The sequence below is a fragment of the Alloalcanivorax mobilis genome (assembly GCF_002864685.1).
Taxonomy (GTDB): domain Bacteria; phylum Pseudomonadota; class Gammaproteobacteria; order Pseudomonadales; family Alcanivoracaceae; genus Alloalcanivorax; species Alloalcanivorax mobilis.
This window is the reverse complement of the sequence record NZ_NMQZ01000030.1, coordinates 20,185-40,675: the sequence shown is the minus strand read 5'-3', so window position 1 is coordinate 40,675 and position 20,491 is coordinate 20,185. Positions and strand designations below refer to the sequence as shown.

Below are 20,491 nucleotides of genomic sequence, written 5' to 3'. Positions count from 1 at the left end.
AGTTCAGCCTTCCTGCAGGCACGGCATCCGTTCCCCCGGCTTCAATGCTGCCCGGCGAGCAAAAACTCGAGCAGCGCTTTCTGGGCGTGCAGGCGGTTTTCGGCTTCGTCCCAGACCACCGATCTGGGGTCGTCCATCATTTCGGTGCTGACTTCCTCGCCGCGGTGCGCGGGCAGGCAGTGCATGAACAGGGCCTCGGGGTCGGCCAGGTCCATCAGGGCCGGGTTGACCTGATAGTCGGTGAACTTGCGAATTCTCTCCGCTTGCTCTTCCTCTTGCCCCATCGAGGCCCAGACGTCGGTGACCACCAGGTGGGCGCCTTCCACGGCGGCGCGGGGGTCGCGCACCAGGGTGACCCGGTCGCTGTCGCCGGCGACCAGATCGGCGGGCGGCTCGAAGCCGTCCGGGCAGGCGATCAGCAGCTCGAAATCAAACTGGCGGGCAGCGTTGATGTAGCTGGCGCACATGTTGTTGCCGTCGCCTACCCAGGCCACTTTGCGGCCCTGGATGCTGCCACGATGCTCGACGAAGGTCTGCATGTCGGCGAGCAGCTGGCAGGGGTGGAACTGATCGGTGAGGGCGTTGATCACCGGCACCCGGGAGTACTGGGCGAAGGCTTCGACCACGGCGTGGTCGAAGGTGCGGATCATCACCGCGTCGACCATGCGCGAGAGCACCCGGGCGGAGTCTTCCACCGGCTCGCCGCGACCCAACTGGGTGTCGCGGGTGGAGAGAAAAATGCTAGCGCCACCAAACTGGGTCATCGCCACTTCGAACGAGACCCGGGTGCGGGTGGAGGACTTTTCGAAAATCATGCCCAGCGTCTGGCCACGCAGCGGCTCATGGAACTGGCCGGTGTGCTGCATGGTTTTCAATTCCACCGCGCGCTGAATCAAATAACCAAGCTCCTTCGGGGACAGGTCGAGCAAGGTCAGAAAATGGCGGGTGCTGGTGTGGCTCATGCGGCCTCCTGGTCGCGGGCGTACTCGCGGATCACCGCCGAAAGGGTGTCGGCGAGGAAACGGATTTCATCGTCGCTGATAATCAGCGGTGGCAGCAGGCGCACCACCGAGCCGGCGGTGACGTTGATCAGCAGGCCCGCTTCGCGGGCGCGGCCAACCAGTTCGCCGCAGTCACGGTCCAGTTGGATGCCAATCATCAGGCCACGGCCGCGCACGCCGCGCACCAGATCAATGTCGGAGAGCTTTTGTTGCAGGGCGGCACGCAGGGCCTCGCCGCGCGCGTCGACCGCGTCGATGACGCCGCCGGTGAGCGTGTCCATCACCGCCAGGGCGGCGGCCGCGCCGAGCGGATTGCCGCCGTAGGTGCTGCCGTGGCTGCCCGGGCCGAACAGGTCGGCGGCCGGGCCGCTGACCAGGCAGGCGCCGATGGGAAAGCCGTTGCCCAGGCCCTTGGCGGTGGTCAGCACGTCCGGGCGCACGCCCTCGGCGAGACACGCGAAGTAGCTGCCGGTGCGGCCATTGCCGCTTTGCACTTCGTCGAGCATCAGCAGCCAGCCGTGGCGGTCGCAGAGCGCGCGCAAACCGGCCAGATAGCCGGCGTCCGGCACGATCACGCCGCCTTCGCCCTGCACCGGTTCCACCAGAATCGCGACCACGTCATCGCTGACCGCCTGTTCCACCGCCGGCAGGTCGTTATAGGGAAGCTGCCGGAAGCCCTCCAGCAGGGGCGCGTACCCTTCCTGAACCTTGCGGTTGGCGGTGGCCGAGAGGGTCGCCATGGTGCGGCCGTGAAAGCTGCCGCTCATCACCAGGGTGACTGGCTTTTCCACGCCCCGGCGGCGGCCATGCAGACGCGCCAGCTTGATCGCCGCCTCGTTGGCTTCGGCACCGGAGTTGCCGAAGAACGCCTTCTCCATGCCGCTCACTTCGCACAGCCGGGCCGCCAGTTTTTCCTGGCCGGGGATGCGATACAGGTTGGAGGTGTGCATGACTCGCGCGGCCTGTTCGCCGAGCGCGCGCACCACCGCCGGGTGGGCATGGCCTAGATTGCAAACGCCGACCCCGGACACCGCGTCCAGGTAGCGTTTGCCCGCCGGATCGTACAACCACACACCTTCGCCACGCTCGAAGCTGACCGGTTGACGGGCGTAGGTGGGGATCAGGAACTGATCGCTCATGTCTTCCAACATTGGCAGAAACAAAAAACGGCAGCCGGAGCTGCCGAGTGGACCCCGAATAATACTGGCCCGGCGGTGGCGGCGCAATGCGGCCCGGGCCAGGGGGCGCGGTGAGGGCGCCGGTCAGACCAGCGATGAATAGATCAGGGTTTTGAGTTCACGGCGGATCGGATGCAGCCACGACGGGCTGGTTTGCGTCATGAACACCGCGTGCAGTTTTTCCACCGGGTCGATGAAGAACGCGGTCGAGAACATGCCGCCCCAGTAATATTCGCCCGCCGAGCCGGGAATCATGGCCTTGGCCACGTCCCGGGTGACCGCGAACCCCAAGCCGAAGCCAATGCCCGCGTTCTGCGTTTCGCTGAACAGGGATTGCGACAGGCTGGCCAGGTCCGACTGGCCGGGCAGGTGGTTCAGGGTCATCAGTTCCAGTGTTTTGCGGCCGAGCAGGCGGGCGCCGTCCAGTTCGCCGCCATTGGCGCACATCAGGCAGAAGCGGTGGTAGTCCAGGGCGGTGGACACCAGGCCGCCACCGCCGGACAGCAATTTGGGCGGGCGCCGCCAGGCGCTGTCCTCGGCACGGTCGAGCATCACGCGCCCTTCGGCGGGGCCGGCCCAGCGGTAGCAGTCGGTGAGCCGGTCGGCTTTGCTTTCCGGCACCGTGAAGCCGGTGTCGTGCATCTTCAGGGGCGCGAAGATCTTCTCTTCGAAATAGCGATCCAGCGGCATGCCGGAGACGCGCTGGACCACCGCCCCGAGCACATCGGTGGAAACCGAATAGTTCCACGCCTCTCCAGGGGAGAATTCCAGGGGCAGCTTGCCGAGCTCGCCGACGAAGCCGTCCAGATCGTAGCCGCCGTGCCAATCCTCGATGCGGCCGGCGCGATAGGCGGCGTCCACGTTGCCGCGGTTCTGGAAGCCGTAGGTCAGCCCCGAGGTGTGACGCAGCAGGTCGAGCATGCGCATCGGTTCCGAGGTGGGGCGGGTCACGAAGGGTACCCCGGCGCCGCCACCGCTATAAACGCCGATGTCCTTGAATTCCGGCAGCACATGATGAACCGGGGTGTCGACGGCCACCTTGCCCTCTTCCACCAGCATCATGAACGCCACCGAGGTGACCGGCTTGGTCATGCTGGCGATGCGGAAGATCGAGCCCTCATCGATGGGCGTGCTCGAGCCTTCGCGCGCCGGCCCCTGGCTGCTGAAATGGACGATCTCGCCGTTGCGGCTGACCAGAATCTGGGCATTGGGCAGCTTGCCGGAATCCAGATACCGTTCCTTTAAAAAGGCATCCAGGCGGTTTAGCCGCTTGGCGTCGAAGCCGTGCTTTTCGGGCGCGTTTTTTTTCAGCATTGCTGGGGCATCCTGAAGTCTGATTTTGAGCGGGGCGGCCGTTAATGGCGGGCGTGTTCGAACGCGCCCGCGGGCCTGGCCGGGGTGGCTGTGGGGCGGTGAAAACCTTACGACAGTTGCGGTGCTCTGGCGAGGCAAATTGCCGCCGCCGGCGAGGCGTGGGAACCGCGTTTCTGGCTTGAGATGGTTGGCTTCTTATGGGGGCGGCATTCAATGCGCCCTGTTCCCCTGATCCTGTTCCCTGCTAAATTGCCACCATGAATCCCGTTCAATTAAGCATCTTCGCCAATCGGTTGTCCGGCATCTGCGATGAGATGGGCGCGCTGCTGCGCGCCAGCGCCTTGTCGCCCAACATCAAGGACCGGCTGGATTTTTCCTGCGCCATTTTCGACGCCGGCGGCGGCCTGTGCGCCCAGGCGGCGCACATTCCCGTGCATCTGGGCTCGATGGCGTACGCGATGGCGGACCTGGTGGAAGGCCGCGAGTGGCGCGCCGGTGATTTGCTGGTGGTCAATGATCCCTATCTGGGCGGCACCCACCTGCCGGATGTGACGGTGGTGGCGCCGGTGTTTTGCGGCGCGCGGCTGGCGGCGTTCACCGTGACCCGGGCCCATCACGCCAACATCGGCGCCCACAGCCCGGGGTCCATGCCGGTGTCGCGCACCCTGGATGAAGAGGGGCTGGTGATCGCCCCGCAGTGGTTGAAACGCGAAGGCCAGTGGCGGGTGGCGTTGTGCCGGCGCCTGGCCGGGCTTGAGGAGGAGGGCACCGCCTTGCCGTTGGACGTGCCCCGGTTCGCCGATTTCGCCGCCCAGGCGAGCGCCTGCGAGGCCGGCGCCCGGCGGCTGGCGGCGCTGATCGAAGAGCGCGGCCTGGCGGCGCTGAACGACGCCCTGGATGCCCTCAACGAGTACGGTGAGCGGCGCATGCGACAACGCCTGGCGGACCTCGCCGATGGCCGCTATCGCTTCACCGACGTAATGGACGACGATGGCCAGGGCCAGCGGGACATCGTCATCGCGGTGACCCTGGAGATCACCGGTGACCGGGCGCACCTGGATTTTTCCGCCAGTGCCGCCCAGGTGGCGGGCAACATTAATTGCCCGCTGTCGGTGGCGGCGGCGGCGGTGTATTACTGCTTCCGTTGTTTGCTGCCGGACGACGCGCCGTCCTGCGCGGGCCTGTTCCGGCCGATCACGCTGGCCGCGCCGCCGGGCAGCCTGGTCAATGCCCGCCGGCCGGGGGCGGTGGCCGCCGGCAACGTGGAAACCAGCTCACGGATCGTGGACGTAGTGCTGGGCGCCTTGGCGCAGGCGTTGCCCGGGGGCATTCCCGCCGCCAGCCAGGGCACCATGAACAACCTGGCGATGGGCGATGACGGCGAGCGGCGCTGGGACTATTACGAGACCATGGCCGGCGGCACCGGCGCCCACGCTGGCGGACCGGGTCTCTCGGCGGTGCACAGCCATATGACCAACACCCTGAACACGCCGATTGAAAGCCTGGAAGAGCACTATCCACTGCGCGTGTTGCGCTACGCGTTGCGCCGGGGCAGCGGCGGGGCGGGGCGCCATCGCGGTGGCGATGGCATCGAGCGGGAGCTGGAGTTTCTGGCGCCGGCGCGCTTTACCCTGCTCACCGAGCGGCGCGCCCATCGCCCTTGGGGGCTGGCCGGCGGTGAGCCCGGCGCCGCCGGAGAGAACCGCCTCAATGGTACCCTGCTGGGGCCCAAGATCAGCGCCCGGGCGGGCGCCGGCGACCGCCTGCTGATCGCCTCGCCCGGCGGTGGCGGCTACGGCGCGCCCGGCGATCAGGACACCCCCTTGTAAAGCCGCTGCCCGGGCCCCACTCTTGCCTGCACTGCTGTAACGGCGGCGGAAGTGTTAAACTGCCGCCCCCATTCATTTTCCTGACCCAGGTGGTTGCTATGGATGTGATTCAGGTCATTAAGGACCAGATCGCGAACAACCCGGTGCTGGTGTACATCAAAGGCACGCCGCAGTTTCCCCAATGCGGATTTTCCGCCCAGGTGGTGGAAGCGATGACCAACGTGGGCAAGCCGTTTGCCTATGTGAACATTCTCGAAGCGCCGGAAATCCGCCAGGCGTTGAAGGAATACGCCAATTGGCCGACCTACCCGCAATTGTGGGTCAGCGGTGAGCTGGTGGGCGGTTGCGACATCATTATGGAGATGTTCCGCTCCGGCCAGCTCAAAGAGCTGGTGGAAAGCGCCGCTACCGAAAGCGATGCCTGACAACGACAGGGTATGATCGCCCGGGCTTCGATTGTTTTTGCCAATCGGGGCCAATGGGCGGGCCTGTTGAATCCAATGTCATTTTCGCCAACATTGATCGCGCGACGGCGACGCTGAAGCGTTGCCCGCCGAACGGCGAAAATGTCTTCTAAACCGATTTCATGGATTAAATGGAGAGTAACGACATGGGCGTACTGGTAGGTAAACCCGCACCCGACTTTACAGTGCCCGCGGTGCTCGGCGACGGGTCCATCGTGGATGAATTCACCCTGTCCGAAGCGATCAAAGGCAAGTACGGTCTGGTCTTCTTCTACCCGCTGGATTTCACCTTTGTGTGCCCCTCCGAGCTGATCGCCCTGGATCACCGTATGGACGCATTCAAAGAGCGCGGCGTGGAAGTGATCAGCGTGTCCATCGACAGCCACTTTACCCACAACGCATGGCGCAACACCGCCATCAACGATGGCGGCATTGGCCCGGTCACCTACACCATGGCGGCGGATCTGAACCACCAGATCTCCCAGGCCTATGATGTGGAATCCGAAGGCGGCATGGCGTTCCGTGGTGCTTTCCTGATCGACAACAACGGCGTGGTGCGCAGCCAGATCGTTAACGACCTGCCGCTGGGCCGTAACATCGATGAGCTGGTGCGTCTGGTGGATGCTATCCAGTTCCACGAAGAGCACGGCGAAGTGTGCCCGGCCGGCTGGCAGAAAGGCGACCAGGGCATGAAAGACAGCCCGGAAGGCGTGGCCTCCTACCTGTCCGAGAACCACGGCAAGCTCTGATCGCTTCCCGGTTCGAGAAAAAAGGCGCTTTCGGGCGCCTTTTTTTATGGTTGTTCACGGATGGGGGAGTCTGGTGGACGCCAGACGCCAGACGCCAGACGCCAGACGCCAGACGCTTGAGGCTTGAGGCTTGAGGCTTGAAGCCTACTGTACCAAAGCATCCAGAAACACGATTGGCCAGAGGAAAAAATCCGCTATAGGATTTTGAAAACACTATTCATAACGCGGGGTTTTCAGTATGGCACAGCCGGTTTACCGCAATATTCCGGACAGCCGTGGCAACAATGTCTATCACGGTGATCCGGATTTCGCGTCGTTGCTGAAGGTGTATCTGCCGGCGCCACTGCGCGATCACGTGACGCCGGTGTTCGAGGAACTGGGCGCGCTGGTCGGCGATGAGCTGGATCAGCTGGCCCGCGAGGCGGACCGCAACCCGCCCACCTTAAAGCCGCGCCATCGCGACGGCAGCCCGGCGATGAGCGTGGACAAACATCCTTCGTACCGGCGCTTGGAGCAGTTCGCCTTTTGCCGTTATGGGCTGGCGGCGATGTCCCATCGCGCTGGCGTGTTCGATTGGCCGGAAACACTGCCGCCGGTGGTCAAATACGGGCTCACCTATCTGTTCGTGCAGGCGGAATTCGGCCTGTGTTGCCCGCTCAGCATGACCGATGCGCTGACCCGCACTCTCAGCAAATTCGGTGACCGGGCGCTGATCGACCGCTACATCGATGCGCTCACCTCCCAGGACGAGAATCGCCTGTTCCAGGGCGCCATGTTCATGACCGAGCAGGACGCCGGCTCCGACGTTGGGGTGATCACCACCGAAGCGCGGCTGGAAGAGGGTGTCTGGCGGCTGTACGGGGACAAATGGTTCTGCTCCAACGCGGACGCCGATCTGGCGATGGTGCTGGCGCGCCCGCAAGGCGGCGACAGCGGCACCCGCGGTTTGACCCTGTTCCTGCTGCCGCGCCGCCTGCCGGACGGCAACCTCAACCAGTACCGGATCGTGCGCCTCAAGGACAAGATGGGCACCAAATCCATGGCCAGCGGCGAGATCATCCTGGAAGGCGCCGAGGCCTACGTGGTGGGCGAGCCCGGCAACGGCTTCAAGCAGATGACCGATATGATCAATATGTCGCGGTTGTCCAACGGCGTGCGCTCCGCCGGGCTGATGCGCCGGGCGCTCAACGAGGCGTTGTTCATCGCCCGCAACCGGGTGGCCTTCGGCCGCACTCTGATCGATCTGCCGCTGCTGCAGCGCACCCTGATCAAGATGATGGTGAGCGCGGAACAGGGCCGCAGCATGGTGTTGCACACCGCCGATTGCCTGCGCCGCGCCGACCACGGCGATCGCCAGGCGGCAAAACTGCTGCGCATTCTCACGCCGCTGATCAAATTCCGCACCACCCGCGATGCCCGCAAGGTCACCGGCGATGGCATGGAGGTGCGCGGCGGTTGCGGCTACATCGAGGAATGGTCCGACGCGCGGGTGCTGCGCGATGCCCATCTCGGTTCAATCTGGGAAGGCACCAGCAACATCGTTGCCCTGGACGTGTTCCGTTCCATGCGCCGGGAACAGACCTTGCCGGTGTTGCACGACTACCTGGACGACTGCATCGGCCAGGCGAAGCTGGGTGAGCGGGACCAGGCGGTGTTTCGCGCGGTGCTCGGCAAGGTGACCCGGGCCGCCAGCCGCATCGCTGACGACGGCGAGGGCCTGGAGGCGGAGGCGCGGCGCCTGGCCAGTGCCTTGTACCATTGCACCTCGGCGGTATTGATGGCGTGGGAAGCGGCGCGCATCGGCGACGATTCTCGCCGCCTGGCGCTGGCCAAGCAGGTGATGCAGCACAAGCTGATGCCTCGCGACCCGTTATTGCCGGACGCTGGTGACCCGGCACTGATCGCCGATCTGCTGGCGGAAACGCCGTTGCCCGGCGAGCGCGTTGACGGCCATTGGGAGAGCGCGGTGGCCGGTTTGGTGGCCGAGGCGGCCACGCTCTGAGGCGGACGTTTAGTCCAGTGCGTTGGCCAGGGTGGGTGGCATGGTGCTGGCCGGTGGCGGCGGCCAGCCGCCCAGATCGCGGAAGCGGTTGACCATTGAGCAGAACAGCTCGGCGGTGCGGGTGGCGTCGTACAGCGCCGAGTGGGCATCGCGCTGGTTGAACGGAATGGCGGCGGCCTCGCAGGCCTTGGCCAGCACGGTCTGGCCGTACACCAGCCCGGCCAGGGTGGCGGTGTCGAAGCTTGAGAATGGGTGAAACGGGTTGCGCTTGACCTCGACGCGCTCGGCGGCGGCGTTGAGAAAGCCCTGGTCGAAGAAGCTGTTGTGGCCGACCAGCACGGCGCGGTTGCAGCCATGTGCCTTGACCGCCTTGCGCACCGGCTCGAACACGCCGCGCAAGGCGGTTTCCTCGCTGACCGCGCCGCGCAGCGGGTTGTGCGGATCGATGCCGGTGAAATCCAGCGCCGCCTGCTCCAGGTTGGCGCCGGGGAACGGGTCGACGTGAAAGTGCACCCGGGTCGAGGGGCGCAGGCGGCCGTTGGCGTCCATGTCGATGAGAACCGCGGCGATTTCCAGCAGCGCGTCGTTGCGCGCGTCGAAGCCGCCGGTCTCCACATCCACCACGACCGGCAGGAAACCCCGGAAGCGCAGGGCGAGGGAGGGATGCTTGTCGCTCATGAAGTCTCCAGTCAAAGGCCGGCCCATGCTAATGCAAGCGCCGGCCAATTCCTATTCCGTTGGCCGGCGCTTGCATTGGCATGGGCCGGCGGAGGTGACGCCGGCGGACCGGCGCGGGTAGAATACGCGGTCTTCAATTCATCGCCAGTTCGCCGCCCCCCGTGCGTTTGGGGGCGGGGCCGGTGTTTTTCAGTCGTGGAGTGTTTCATGTCGGGTATCAATAAGGTGGTATTGGCCTATTCCGGTGGCCTGGATACCTCGGTGATCGTCAAGTGGCTGCAGGAAACCTACAACTGCGAGGTGGTGACATTCACCGCCGATATCGGCCAGGGCGAGGAGGTCGAACCGGCCCGCGCCAAGGCCGAGGCGATGGGCGTCAAGGAAATCTACATCGAGGATCTGCGCGAGGAATTCGTGCGTGATTACGTGTACCCCATGTTCCGCGCCAACACCCTCTACGAAGGGGAATACCTGCTCGGCACCTCGATTGCCCGGCCGCTGATCGCCAAGCGTTTGGTGGAGATCGCCGCCGAAACCGGCGCCGACGCCATTTCCCATGGCGCCACCGGCAAAGGCAACGACCAGGTGCGTTTCGAACTGGGTGCCTATGCGCTGGCCCCGGGCATTCAGGTGATCGCGCCCTGGCGCGAATGGGAGCTGAACTCCCGCGAGAAGCTGATGCAATTCTGTGAAGACCATGAGATCCCCGTGGACTTTGCCGGCAAGAAGAAAAAATCCCCGTACTCCATGGACGCCAACCTGCTGCACATCTCCTACGAGGGCGGCAACCTGGAAGACCCCTGGTGGGAAGCCGAAGAGGACATGTGGCGCTGGAGCGTGAGCCCGGAAGCCGCCCCGGACCAGCCGACCTACGTGACCCTGGGCTATGAAAAAGGCGATATCGTGTCGATCGACGGTGAGCGCCTGAGCCCCGCCGAGGTGCTGGCGAAACTCAACAAGCTGGGTGGCGACAACGGCATTGGCCGTCTCGACATCGTCGAGAACCGCTACGTGGGCATGAAGTCCCGGGGCTGCTACGAAACCCCCGGCGGCACCATTATGTTGCCGGCCCACCGCGCCATTGAGTCGCTGACCCTGGATCGCGAATCCGCCCACCTGAAAGACTCGGTGATGCCCAAATACGCCGAACTGGTCTACAACGGCTATTGGTGGAGCCCGGAGCGCCTGGCGCTGCAAAAGCTGATCGACGCCACCCAGGAGCACGTCAACGGCGAAGTGCGCATGAAGCTGTATAAAGGCAATGCCACCGTGGTGGGCCGCCGCTCCGACAACGACAGCCTGTTCGACGCCTCCATCGCCACCTTCGAAGACGACGCCGGCGCCTACAACCAGAAAGACGCCGAGGGCTTTATCAAGCTCAACGCCCTGCGCCTGCGCATCGCCGCCAAGACCGGGCGGAAGTTGGTTTGAGGGGCGCTGGACGCTAGACGCCGGACGCCGGACGCCGGACGCTAAGATCAAAACCCGGGCCTGCTGGCCTTGCGGCTGCGCAAAACGCACTTGCGGAGCCGCAACGCTCGATGTTCGCGTTTTTTTCAGCGTCCGGCGTCTAGCGTCCAGCGTCCAGCGTTCCCCTTTATAAAATCCCGTTGAAGCGTCTGGTTCCTGTCACTGGGGCTGTGTAGTCTGCTTGAAAGTGGTTTTTCGCTGACCTAAGGCGAGACAGGAATCCTCGATGAAGACAATGACCGTCGGCTGGCGGGAGTGGGCTTGCTTGCCGGAGCTTGAGATCAGGGCCATCAAGGTCAAGGTGGATACCGGCGCGCGAACCTCGGCGTTGCACGCTTTCCGTGTTGAGCCGTTCGAGCGGGACGGCCGCGATTGGGTGCGCTTCCAGATTCATCCTTACCAGGACAGCGACGAAATCCGTGAATGCGAGGCGCCGGTGCTGGAGTACCGGGTGGTGTCCGATTCCGGCGGCCACCGGGAGCGGCGTCCGGTGATCAGGACGCCGATCGTGATGGGCGAGGGCCGCTGGCAGATCGAAATTACCCTGACCGACCGTGACACGATGAAATTCCGCATGCTGCTGGGGCGAACCGCCATGGATCGTATCGTGGTGCATCCCAAGGCATCCTTTCTCCTCGGAGGAGATGAGCGTCAACCATGAAAATAGCCATTCTTTCCCGCAATAAGCGCCTCTACTCCACCCGTCGTCTGATGGAGGCCGGCGAGGCCGCTGGCCATGAGATGCACGTGATCGACACCCTGCGCTGTTACATGAGCATGGTGTCGCACAAGCCCGAGATCCACTTCAAAGGCGAAGTGCTGGAAGGCTTCGACGCGGTGATTCCCCGGATCGGCGCCTCGATTACCCAGTACGGCACCGCGGTATTGCGCCAGTTCGAGATGATGGGGGTGTTCCCGGTCAATGAATCGGTGGCGATTTCGCGCTCGCGGGACAAACTGCGCTCGCTGCAATTGCTCTCGCGCAAGGGCGTCGGCCTGCCGGTGACCGGTTTTGCCCACTCGCCGGACGACATTCCCGATCTGATCAACATGGTGCGTGGCGCGCCGCTGGTGATCAAAATGCTGGAAGGCACCCAGGGCATTGGCGTGGTGCTGGCGGAAACCCGCAAGGCGGCGGAATCGGTGATCGAGGCCTTTATGGGCCTGAACGTCTCGGTGATGGTGCAGGAATACATCAAGGAAGCGGGCGGCGCGGACATTCGCTGTTTCGTGGTGGGCGGCAAGGTGATCGCCGCCATGAAGCGTCAGGCTCTGCCCGGCGAGTTCCGCTCCAACCTGCACCGTGGTGGCACCGCCAGCCTGATCCGCATTACCCCCGAAGAACGGGCCACCGCGGTGCGCGCGGCGCGCATCATGGGGCTGAACGTGGCCGGTGTGGATATTCTGCGCTCCAACCACGGGCCGCTGGTGATGGAGGTGAATTCCTCGCCGGGTCTGGAAGGCATCGAGCAGGCCACCAGCAAGGACGTGGCCGGCATGGTGGTGAAATTCATCGAGACACACGCCCGGCCGCACCGCACCCAGACCAAAGGGGCCAAGGGGTAGGCGGTTAGCAGTTGACAGTTGATAGCGAAAAACGAAAAACAGCGAAAACATGAGTCGTGGGCAGTCGATGGCGAACAGTAAGCGAAACAGCGGACACAACGAAAAAGCGGCGCCTTTTCGGATTAACGGTACCGTCGTGCAGCCGGGCACCCGGGTCAAGGTGGAGTTGCCGTTGGCGCAGCTCTATACCCAGACGCCATTGAACGTGCCGATTCATGTGATCCACGGCCGCCATCCTGGGCCAGTGCTGATGGTCAGTGCCGCCATTCACGGCGACGAACTCAATGGCGTGGAAATCATTCGCCGGCTGCTGCGTCACTCGTCACTGAAGCGTCTCAATGGCACCTTGCTGGCGGTGCCGGTGGTGAACGTGTTCGGCTTTATTCATAAGACCCGTTATTTGCCCGACCGACGTGATCTCAATCGCTGCTTCCCCGGTTCCGAGACCGGCAGCCTGGGCGCGCGCATGGCCTGGCAGTTCAAGACCCAGGTGCTGGATCGCGCCACCCACGCGGTGGATCTGCACACCGGCGCCATTCACCGCGCTAATTTGCCGCAAATCCGTGCTGATCTTTCCAACCCGGCCACCGCCGAGATGGCCAACGCCTTTGGCGTGCCGGTGGTGATCAATTCGGTGTTGGGTGAGGGCACCCTGCGCGAGGTGGCCGAGGCCCAGGGCATTCCGGTGATTACCTATGAGGCGGGTGAGGCGCTGCGTTTCGAGGAGGCGTGCATTCGCGCCGGTGTGAAGGGGGTGCTGAACATCATGCACCACCTGAACATGACCGGGCCGCGCAAGACCCGCAGCCCCCTGGAGCCGCACATCGCGCGTTCCTCAAGCTGGGTGCGCGCCGAACGCGACGGCGTGTTCCTGCCCACCGTGGCGCTGGGCGCCCGAGTGCGCAGGGGCCAGTTGATCGGCCGCATCTCCAGCCCGTTCGGCGGCGAGGACGTGGCCATTGAGTCTCCCTGCGCCGGCATCCTGGTGGGCCGCAACAACCTGCCGTTGGTCAACGAAGGGGAAGCGCTGTATCACATCGCCCGTTTCGAAGAAGTGGGCGAGGTGGAGCAAAATCTGGAAGTGTTTACTTCCGACATTGAACGCGGCCCCAGCACCGCCGGCGAGCCACCGATTGTTTAGCAGCTCGCGGGCGGAAAAGTTAAAGGTTAGAAGAAAAAAGTTAAAAGTTAAAAGTTGAACGAGGCATAGGTGGGGCTGAATTGATCGCCGTGCCCGCGGTCATTACGCTTCGGTGGCGGCGCGGCTGAAGGCCCATTAGCAGGCACTGACTCGAACCGCGTTTTAACTTTTAACCTGTAACTTTCAACTTGGCTTATGGAGTCCCGATGATGCTGCCAACCCCGCGAGCCTTGTATCGCGGTTTGCGGAAGTTGCTTCGTTTTCTGGCCGCGCCGGCGCGGCGCGGTGGCCGGGGTGGCGGCCGGGTTATTCATACCTATCGGGGTTACGGCTCACGCTCGGAATGCTTTTTGATGGGACGGGTGTTTCTGCAGCCGGGCCTCGGCTTGAAGCTGCCCGGGCCGGTGGACGATCTGGTCAATATCGTGCGCCGCACGGTGCGCTGGGGCGTGCGGGACCAGCGCGTGTGGGTGCGGGTAGGGCGGGTCGAAACCGAAGTGGTCACCGATTCGGACGGCTATTTCAGCGTGCACCTGGACATCGAAAGCCAACTGCCGGCGGGCGCGTTCTGGCAGCGCGCCGAGCTGACCCTGCTGCCCGCCGGGCACCCTCGGGGCCAGCCGCCGCCGGCGTCACACTCGTTGCCGTGGGCGTCGGCGCAGATCTTTATTCCCGCTGAAGAGGTGGACCTGGGCGTCATCAGTGACATCGACGACACCGTCATTTACACCGGCGTGGCCAGTAAACTGAAAATGATGTATCGCCTGTTCGTGCAAAAGGCCCGCCATCGCACCGCCTTTCCCGGCGTGTCCGCGCTCTATCGAGGGCTGTTTCATGGCGGTGATGGCCAGGCCCGGCGGCCGCTTCTTTACGTCTCCCGGGGCCCCTGGAGCATTTACGAAATGCTCGGGGAGTTTTTCCATCTGCAACGCATCCCCTATGGCCCGATCCTGTTCCTGCGCGAATGGGGGGCCACCCTGCAACGGCCGCTGCCGCGCCGCGCCAAGGATCACAAGGCGATGCTGATCCGGCGCATGCTGGCGCTCTACGATCAGTTGCCGTTTATTCTGATCGGCGATTCCGGCCAACAGGACCCGGAAGTGTACGCGCGGATCGTCGCCGAACACCCGGGACGCATTCGCGCCATCTACATTCGTCACGTGCACAGCCGGCCGGACCGCGATACCGACATCCAAACCCTGGCCGAACAGGTCGCCGCCAGCGATTGCGAAATGGTGCTCGCCGAAGACAGCCTGGCAATGGCCGAACACGCTTTCCAGCGGGGCTTTATCAGCGAGCAGGCGCTGGGCGAAGTGCGCGAAGAAAGCCGGCGGACGGTGACTTAGAAGGTTGAAAGTTAAAGGTTAAAAGTTAAAACGCGGACCAGGTTGTGCCTGCCGAGAGGTTATCGCCGCGTTCGCGGCGTCTTGATCGCGGGTCAGGGCGGTGAATCATCGGTAGCCTTTGTCGCGTTCAACTTTTAACTTTTAACTTTCAACTATAATCCCCAGCGATCATCCTCAACCGCTCTTTTCTTGCGTTTCACCCCCCGCTTCCCGCCAGGCTTTGAAACCGCCGTCGATGTCGCACACCGGGCCGAAGCCCATGTCCTGGAGTTGCGCGGTGGCGAGGGCGGAGCGGTGGCCGAGGGCGCAGAACAGGATGAAGCGCTGGCCGCTGGCGAAGTCGGGTTTGTGGTAGGGGGAGTCGGGGTCGACCCAGAATTCGAGCATGCCGCGGGGCGCGTGCAGCGCGCCGGGGATGGTGCCTTCGCGCTTCAGTTCGCGCACGTCGCGCAGGTCAACGAAGCGAACGTTGTCGTCGTCGATCAGAGCACGCGCCTGGTCGGCGCTGATCGATTCAATTTTCGCTTGGGCGCGGTTGACCAGTTCGGCGACGCTCAAAGTCAGGCTCATTGGGGCCTCCCGGGGCGGGTGATCAGGTTTTCCGCCACCAAAGTGGTGGCGATCTCGTCGAGAATGGCGGGGTCATCGATAGTCGATGGCAGAGGGAAATCCTGGCCGTTGACCATTTTGCGCAGGGCGGCGCGCAGGGTTTTGCCCGAGCGGGTTTTGGGCAGCCGCTTGACCAGCAGCGCCCGCCGGAAACGCGCCACCGCGCCGACCTGCTCGCGGATCAACGCCACCAGCTCTTTTTCCAGGGCCGGCGCCGGGTCGTCGGTGTCGTCGAAGGCGCCGTCCTTGATCACGAACAGACCCACCGGTACCTCGCCGCAGACCTCGTCGTGCATGCCGACCACGGCGGATTCCGCCACCGCCGGGTGGGTGGCGATGTGTTCCTCCATGATGCCGGTGGAGAGGCGGTGCCCGGAGACGTTAATGACGTCGTCGGTGCGGCCCATGATGTAGACAAAGCCGTCTTCATCCAGATAACCACCGTCGCCACTGTGGTAGTAGCCCGGGTGGGTTTGCAGATAGGCGCTCAGATAACGCTCATGGTCGTTCCACAGGGTTTGCGCGCAGCCCGGCGGCAGCGGCAGGCGCAGGGCGATGTCGCCTTCGGTGTTGGCGGGCAGAGGCTCGCCCTCGGGGCTGAGCACCACCACCTGATAGCCGGGCACGGCGCGGTTGGTGGAGCCCATGCGCACCTCGGTCTCGCCCATGCCGGTGCAGGGCGCGGTCACCGGCCAGCCGGTTTCGGTTTGCCACCAGTTGTCGAACACCGGCCGCCCGGTGAGCTGATTGAGCCAGGTGTAGGTGGGGGTATCCAGTTTTTCGCCGGCCACGAAAATGCACTTCAGGCTGGCGGTGTCATAGCGGGCGAACAGCTTACCGTCCGGGTCTTCCTTGCGAATCGCGCGGAACGCGGTGGGCGCGGCGAACAATGCGTTGACGCCGTAATCCTCGACCACCCGCCAGAAGGCGCCGGCGTCCGGGGTTTTCACCGGTTTGCCTTCGTACAGCACGGTGGTGCAGCCACTCAGCAGCGGCCCGTAAACGATCAGGGAGTGGCCCACCACCCAGCCCACGTCGGAGCTCGCCCACCAGACATCGCCGGCTTTCAGCCCGAGCGCTTCGCGGCACACGTAGCGCATCGCCACCGCGTGGCCGCCGTTGTCGCGCACAATGCCCTTGGGTTTGCCGGTGGTGCCGGAGGTGTACATGATGTACAGCGGGTCGGTGGCGGCCACCGCCACCGGCGGCGCCGGTTCGCTGCCGGCCACGGTGCTTTGCCAGTCGAGAAAACCCAGCGTGTCCAGGTCCGCCGGCTTTTGCTCACGCTGCAGCAGCAGAACGTGATCGACTTTGTGGTTGGCTCGCTTCAGCGCACCGTCCACTAACGGTGTGTAGTCGATCACCCGGTCCACTTCGATGCCACAGGAGGCGGTGAGCACCACCTTGGGCTTGGCGTCGTCCACGCGGATCGCCAGTTCATGGGCGGCGAAGCCGCCGAACACCACCGAATGCACCGCGCCCAGCCGCGCGCAGGCAAGCATGGCGATGGCCGCTTCGGGCACCATGGGCAGGTAAATCACCACGCCGTCGCCTTTGGCCACGCCCAGGCGGCTCAAGGCGCCGGCCAGTTCCTCGACCCGGGCCAGCAACTCGTGGAAGGTGAAAACGGCGCGGGTGTCGGTGACCGGGGAATCGTAGATCAATGCCGGCTGATCGCCGCGACCCTGTTCGATCTGATGATCCAGGGCCAGATAGCAGGTGTTGAGCGTGCCGTCGGCGAACCAGCGGTGGGTGCCATCGTCCAGGTGGTCGAGGATGCGCGAAGGCGGTTGGAACCAGGCCAGGTCCCGGGCTTGCTCCGCCCAGAAGGTTTCGGGGGTGTCCAGAGCCTGTTGAAAGGCGGTCCGGTAATTCATTGCCCGCTCCTTTGTTGTTGTGTCCGCCGTCGGGGGCGTGACGCTTTATTTCACTGATTATCCCATTCTCTATCCAATCATTGCCGGCGCCGGAGTGCCACTAGACCATGGTCGGCCAGGGCCGGTAGGAGTACTCTTGCCCGCCTGACGACTTCTTGCAAGTGACCGCAAGCCCCTCGCCATAGGAGCCACGATGTCCGCGAATGCCTCTGCCCCTGCCTCGGGCAATTCCCCCGCCCGCGTTCTGTTCGCCAGCCTGGTCGGCACGACGATTGAGTTCTTCGATTTTTATATTTATGCCACCGCCGCGGTGCTGGTGTTTCCGGTGCTGTTCTTCCCGGGCGGCGATGACGCCACCGCGGTGCTGCAATCGCTGGCCACGTTCGCCATTGCCTTCTTCGCGCGGCCGTTCGGCTCGGCCTTGTTCGGCCATTTCGGTGACCGGGTCGGCCGCAAGGTGACGCTGGTGGCGGCGCTGCTGACCATGGGGCTGTCCACGGTGGCAATCGGCCTGCTGCCCACCTACGCGCAGATCGGCGTGGCGGCGCCGCTGTTGCTGGCGCTGTGCCGTTTCGGCCAGGGCCTGGGGCTGGGCGGTGAATGGGGCGGGGCGGTGCTGCTCGCCACCGAGAACGCGCCGCCGGGCAAGCGCGCCTGGTACGGCATGTTTCCGCAACTGGGCGCGCCGCTGGGTTTTCTGCTCTCGGGCACCTCGTTTCTGGTGCTCACCGAGCTGGTCACCGACGAGCAGTTCTTCGCCTGGGGCTGGCGCATTCCCTTTCTGATCAGCGCGGTGCTGGTGTTGATGGGGCTCTATGTGCGGCTGAAAATCGAGGAGACGCCGGTGTTCAAGCACGCGCTGGACAGCCAGGAGCGCGTCAAGGTGCCGATGGCGCGGGTGTTCACCCACCACACCCGGGCTCTGGTGCTGGGCACCGTCATCGCCATCGCCACCTTCGTGCTGTTTTACCTGACCACGGTGTTCGCGCTCACCTGGGGCACCACCGCGCTGGGTTACTCCCGCGAGACGTTTTTGGTGATCCAACTGGTGGCGGTGCTGTTTTTCGCCGCCACCATTCCGTTCTCGGCGGTGTTCGCCGACCGCCATGGGCGCCGCCGCACGCTGATCTGGGTGAGCGCCGCCATCGCCGTGTTCGGGTTATTGTTCCAGCCCTTGTTCGGCGGCGGTTCGTTGTTGGGGGTAATGGTGTTTCTGGCGCTTGGGCTGGGTCTGATGGGCATGACCTACGGGCCGCTGGGTACGGTGCTTTCGGAGCACTTTCCCACCACGGTGCGCTACACCGGCGCCTCGCTGACCTTCAATCTGGCCGGCATTTTCGGCGCCTCTCTGGCGCCCTACATCGCCACCTGGCTGGCCACCCGCTACGGCCTGCAAGCGGTGGGCTACTACCTCAGCGCCGCCGCCTTGCTGACGCTGGGCGCGCTGTTGCTGAGCCGCGAAACGAAGGATCGGGATTACGGGGAGTAGGGGCGTGCTTGCACGCAGCACGCAACACGCAACACGCAACACGCTAAAGTCAAAACCCGGGTTTGCCGCGTGGGAGCGATCCTTGATCGCGAAATGTTTTGGTCGAATGGCACGGTGTCTTTGCCCCGCACCTGAGGGTTTCAGGGCTGGGCGCCAGACGCCAGACGCCAGACGCCAGACGCCAGACGCCAGACGCCAGACGCAAAAATCAAAATCAAACCCGTCGCTGGCTGGGCGGGGTGCCGCCCAGCCTTTCCTACAGAAACCCAACCCCTCCTACAGGGCCGCGTAGGAGAGGCCGGGCGGCGTTCCGCCGTGCCAGCGACGTCTTTTGGCCGAATGGCAAGGCGCTTCTGCCCCGCACCTGAGGGTTTCAGCGTGCAAGCGTGCTGCGTGAAAGCGCCCCCTCAGCTGTTCCCGCTGGTGCGGCGCGGGCGCGAACGACGGTTGCCGGCGGGGCGGTTGTTGTCGCCCTGGCTGCCGCCGCCTGCGCGGTTGCCGCCAGGGCGGCCACCATTGCCACGACCGCCGCCGTTGCCACGGTTGCCACCGCCACCGCCACCGCCACTGCGGCCCGCGCCGCCGCGGCGCGGGCCGGCGCCGCTGGAGGGGCGGCCCTCGGGCACTTTTTCGCTGGGTTCGAAGCCGGCCAGAACGCGCCGCTCAAGGGGCTTGCGAATCAGCCGTTCGATGTCGGCCAGTTGTTTGCTCTCGTCGGCGCTGACCAGCGATACCGCCTGGCCGGAGGCGCCGGCGCGGCCGGTGCGGCCGATGCGGTGCACGTAGTCCTCGGCCACGTTGGGCAGGTCGAAGTTGACCACCTGGGGCAGTTGATCGATGTCCAGCCCGCGGGCGGCGATGTCGGTGGCGACCAGCACGCGCACCGAGCCGCTTTTGAAGTCCGACAGCGCCCGGGTGCGCGCGCCCTGGCTTTTGTTGCCGTGGATCGCGGCGGATTCGATGCCGGCGCTTTGCAGTTGCTTGGCGAGCCGGTTGGCGCCGTGTTTGGTGCGGCTGAACACCAGCACCTGGTACCACTGCTCGTCTTCGATGAGCTTGGTCAGCACGGCCGGCTTGCGGGTTTTGTCCACCGGCACGACCCACTGGGTGACGCGCTCGGCGGTGCTGTTGCGCGGGCTCACGTCCACTTCCACCGGGTCGTTGACCAGCCCTTTGGCAAGCCCGCGAATCTCGTCCGAGAAGGTGGCGGAGAACATCAGCGTTTGCCGCTTCGCCGGCAGCACTTTGAGAATGCGGCGGATGTCGTGAATAAAGCCCATGTCGAGCATGCGATCGGCTTCATCCAGCACCAGCACTTCCAGATCGTCGAAACGCACCGCCTGCTGGCCGAACAGATCGAGCAGACGCCCCGGGGTGGCCACCAGTACGTCGAGGCCGCCACGCAGGGCCTGGATTTGCGGGTTGATGCCGACGCCGCCGAACACCACCGCTGAGCGCAGATCCAGATGGCGGCCGTAGGTGACCACGCTTTCCGCCACCTGGGCGGCCAGTTCGCGGGTCGGGGTGAGCACCAGCGCGCGCACCTGCTTGGGCCGGCGCTGGCCGCCGTTGAGCCGCTGCAGCAGCGGCAGGGTAAAGCCGGCGGTCTTGCCGGTGCCGGTTTGGGCGGCGGCCATCACATCGCGACCTTCCAGCACTGGCGCAATCGCCTTGGCCTGAATGGGCGAGGGTGAGCTGTAGCCTTTTTCGGCCACGGCACGCAACAGGGGATCGATCAATCCGAGGGAAGCAAAATCCATAAAGGTGTCTTTCAGAAG

The 20,491-nt window shown here is 64.6% G+C and carries 17 protein-coding genes; 10 read left to right on the top strand and 7 right to left on the bottom strand.

The annotated features are described in order from the left end of the window. Nucleotides 1–41 precede the first annotated feature (41 nt). The 3 genes from argF to CGS25_RS14000 all read right to left on the bottom strand — a co-directional run bounded on the left by argF (nucleotide 42) and on the right by CGS25_RS14000 (nucleotide 3,493). The gene (argF, locus tag CGS25_RS14010; RefSeq protein ID WP_089032754.1) at nucleotides 42–962 is read right to left on the bottom strand and encodes an ornithine carbamoyltransferase; all 921 of its coding nucleotides are present in this window, start codon (nucleotides 960–962) and stop codon (nucleotides 42–44) included. Next, nucleotides 959–2,140: an aspartate aminotransferase family protein gene (locus CGS25_RS14005; protein WP_089034544.1), complete on the bottom strand. Its 1,182-nt coding sequence runs from the start codon at nucleotides 2,138–2,140 to the stop codon at nucleotides 959–961. Before CGS25_RS14005 ends, argF begins: the two co-directional genes overlap by 4 nt. A 123-nt stretch (nucleotides 2,141–2,263) precedes the next feature. Further along, nucleotides 2,264–3,493, bottom strand: coding sequence for a serine hydrolase domain-containing protein (locus CGS25_RS14000; RefSeq protein ID WP_089032753.1), 1,230 nt, complete (start codon nucleotides 3,491–3,493; stop codon nucleotides 2,264–2,266). Nucleotides 3,494–3,750: 257 nt separating this feature from the next. On the opposite strand from CGS25_RS14000, the gene CGS25_RS13995 reads away from it, so the two are divergent. From CGS25_RS13995 to CGS25_RS13980, 4 genes are all read left to right on the top strand, one after another. Beyond that, nucleotides 3,751–5,322 carry a hydantoinase B/oxoprolinase family protein gene (locus tag CGS25_RS13995; RefSeq protein WP_089032752.1) on the top strand — a complete coding sequence of 524 codons (1,572 nt, stop codon included), beginning with the start codon at nucleotides 3,751–3,753 and terminating at the stop codon, nucleotides 5,320–5,322. A 98-nt stretch (nucleotides 5,323–5,420) separates the two neighbouring features. Further along, nucleotides 5,421–5,747 carry a Grx4 family monothiol glutaredoxin gene (gene grxD / locus CGS25_RS13990; RefSeq protein WP_089032751.1) on the top strand — a complete coding sequence of 109 codons (327 nt, stop codon included), beginning with the start codon at nucleotides 5,421–5,423 and terminating at the stop codon, nucleotides 5,745–5,747. 185 nt (nucleotides 5,748–5,932) lie between these two features. Next, nucleotides 5,933–6,535: a peroxiredoxin gene (locus CGS25_RS13985; protein ID WP_089032750.1), complete on the top strand. Its 603-nt coding sequence runs from the start codon at nucleotides 5,933–5,935 to the stop codon at nucleotides 6,533–6,535. A 238-nt stretch (nucleotides 6,536–6,773) separates the two neighbouring features. Further along, complete coding sequence (locus tag CGS25_RS13980; RefSeq protein WP_089032749.1) at nucleotides 6,774–8,537, top strand: acyl-CoA dehydrogenase family protein; 1,764 nt, start codon at nucleotides 6,774–6,776, stop codon at nucleotides 8,535–8,537. A gap of 9 nt (nucleotides 8,538–8,546) precedes the next feature. On the opposite strand, the gene rnt is transcribed toward CGS25_RS13980, so the two are convergent. Next, entirely contained in the window at nucleotides 8,547–9,215 is a 669-nt protein-coding gene (gene rnt / locus CGS25_RS13975) for a ribonuclease T (RefSeq protein ID WP_101675848.1), read from the bottom strand. A 207-nt stretch (nucleotides 9,216–9,422) separates the two neighbouring features. On the opposite strand from rnt, the gene CGS25_RS13970 reads away from it, so the two are divergent. From CGS25_RS13970 to CGS25_RS13950, 5 genes are all read left to right on the top strand, one after another. Next, nucleotides 9,423–10,646 carry an argininosuccinate synthase gene (locus tag CGS25_RS13970; RefSeq protein ID WP_101675847.1) on the top strand — a complete coding sequence of 408 codons (1,224 nt, stop codon included), beginning with the start codon at nucleotides 9,423–9,425 and terminating at the stop codon, nucleotides 10,644–10,646. Nucleotides 10,647–10,911: 265 nt separating this feature from the next. Beyond that, nucleotides 10,912–11,346 (top strand): ATP-dependent zinc protease family protein, encoded by a 435-nt coding sequence (locus CGS25_RS13965; RefSeq protein WP_089032746.1) that lies wholly within the window; start codon nucleotides 10,912–10,914, stop codon nucleotides 11,344–11,346. Then, the gene (rimK, locus tag CGS25_RS13960; protein WP_089032745.1) at nucleotides 11,343–12,251 is read left to right on the top strand and encodes a 30S ribosomal protein S6--L-glutamate ligase; all 909 of its coding nucleotides are present in this window, start codon (nucleotides 11,343–11,345) and stop codon (nucleotides 12,249–12,251) included. The genes CGS25_RS13965 and rimK overlap by 4 nt, the downstream gene beginning before the upstream one ends. 67 nt (nucleotides 12,252–12,318) lie before the next feature. Beyond that, a complete protein-coding gene (locus CGS25_RS13955; RefSeq protein ID WP_089032744.1) occupies nucleotides 12,319–13,392 on the top strand; it encodes a succinylglutamate desuccinylase/aspartoacylase family protein in 1,074 nt (357 codons plus the stop codon). Nucleotides 13,393–13,598: 206 nt separating this feature from the next. Beyond that, nucleotides 13,599–14,738 (top strand): App1 family protein, encoded by a 1,140-nt coding sequence (locus tag CGS25_RS13950; protein WP_089032743.1) that lies wholly within the window; start codon nucleotides 13,599–13,601, stop codon nucleotides 14,736–14,738. A gap of 174 nt (nucleotides 14,739–14,912) precedes the next feature. On the opposite strand, the gene CGS25_RS13945 is transcribed toward CGS25_RS13950, so the two are convergent. Then, nucleotides 14,913–15,308 carry a rhodanese-like domain-containing protein gene (locus tag CGS25_RS13945; RefSeq protein ID WP_101675846.1) on the bottom strand — a complete coding sequence of 132 codons (396 nt, stop codon included), beginning with the start codon at nucleotides 15,306–15,308 and terminating at the stop codon, nucleotides 14,913–14,915. Continuing rightward, on the bottom strand, nucleotides 15,305–17,224 hold the full coding sequence (locus tag CGS25_RS13940; protein ID WP_089032741.1) for an AMP-binding protein: 1,920 nt from the start codon (nucleotides 17,222–17,224) through the stop codon (nucleotides 15,305–15,307). The genes CGS25_RS13945 and CGS25_RS13940 overlap by 4 nt, the downstream gene beginning before the upstream one ends. 193 nt (nucleotides 17,225–17,417) lie before the next feature. Between CGS25_RS13940 and CGS25_RS13935 the strand changes: the two genes are divergently transcribed. Continuing rightward, nucleotides 17,418–18,713, top strand: a complete 1,296-nt coding sequence (locus tag CGS25_RS13935; RefSeq protein WP_089032740.1) for an MFS transporter — start codon at nucleotides 17,418–17,420, stop codon at nucleotides 18,711–18,713. A gap of 407 nt (nucleotides 18,714–19,120) precedes the next feature. On the opposite strand, the gene CGS25_RS13930 is transcribed toward CGS25_RS13935, so the two are convergent. Next, on the bottom strand, nucleotides 19,121–20,473 hold the full coding sequence (locus CGS25_RS13930) for a DEAD/DEAH box helicase (RefSeq protein ID WP_101675845.1): 1,353 nt from the start codon (nucleotides 20,471–20,473) through the stop codon (nucleotides 19,121–19,123). Nucleotides 20,474–20,491: the final 18 nt, after the last annotated feature.

Bases quoted from the DNA above. Each gene is read 5' to 3' on its own strand.
- argF (WP_089032754.1), bottom strand. From the start codon at position 962: ATGAGCCACACCAGCACCCGCCATTTTCTGACCTTGCTCGACCTGTCC.
- CGS25_RS14005 (WP_089034544.1), bottom strand. From the start codon at position 2,140: ATGAGCGATCAGTTCCTGATCCCCACCTACGCCCGTCAACCGGTCAGC.
- CGS25_RS13930 (WP_101675845.1), bottom strand. From the start codon at position 20,473: ATGGATTTTGCTTCCCTCGGATTGATCGATCCCCTGTTGCGTGCCGTG.
- CGS25_RS13950 (WP_089032743.1), top strand. From the start codon at position 13,599: ATGATGCTGCCAACCCCGCGAGCCTTGTATCGCGGTTTGCGGAAGTTG.
- rimK (WP_089032745.1), top strand. From the start codon at position 11,343: ATGAAAATAGCCATTCTTTCCCGCAATAAGCGCCTCTACTCCACCCGT.
- CGS25_RS13965 (WP_089032746.1), top strand. From the start codon at position 10,912: ATGAAGACAATGACCGTCGGCTGGCGGGAGTGGGCTTGCTTGCCGGAG.
- grxD (WP_089032751.1), top strand. From the start codon at position 5,421: ATGGATGTGATTCAGGTCATTAAGGACCAGATCGCGAACAACCCGGTG.
- CGS25_RS13995 (WP_089032752.1), top strand. From the start codon at position 3,751: ATGAATCCCGTTCAATTAAGCATCTTCGCCAATCGGTTGTCCGGCATC.
- CGS25_RS13980 (WP_089032749.1), top strand. From the start codon at position 6,774: ATGGCACAGCCGGTTTACCGCAATATTCCGGACAGCCGTGGCAACAAT.
- CGS25_RS13935 (WP_089032740.1), top strand. From the start codon at position 17,418: ATGTCCGCGAATGCCTCTGCCCCTGCCTCGGGCAATTCCCCCGCCCGC.
- CGS25_RS13945 (WP_101675846.1), bottom strand. From the start codon at position 15,308: ATGAGCCTGACTTTGAGCGTCGCCGAACTGGTCAACCGCGCCCAAGCG.
- CGS25_RS14000 (WP_089032753.1), bottom strand. From the start codon at position 3,493: ATGCTGAAAAAAAACGCGCCCGAAAAGCACGGCTTCGACGCCAAGCGG.
- CGS25_RS13970 (WP_101675847.1), top strand. From the start codon at position 9,423: ATGTCGGGTATCAATAAGGTGGTATTGGCCTATTCCGGTGGCCTGGAT.
- rnt (WP_101675848.1), bottom strand. From the start codon at position 9,215: ATGAGCGACAAGCATCCCTCCCTCGCCCTGCGCTTCCGGGGTTTCCTG.
- CGS25_RS13985 (WP_089032750.1), top strand. From the start codon at position 5,933: ATGGGCGTACTGGTAGGTAAACCCGCACCCGACTTTACAGTGCCCGCG.
- CGS25_RS13940 (WP_089032741.1), bottom strand. From the start codon at position 17,224: ATGAATTACCGGACCGCCTTTCAACAGGCTCTGGACACCCCCGAAACC.
- CGS25_RS13955 (WP_089032744.1), top strand. From the start codon at position 12,319: ATGGCGAACAGTAAGCGAAACAGCGGACACAACGAAAAAGCGGCGCCT.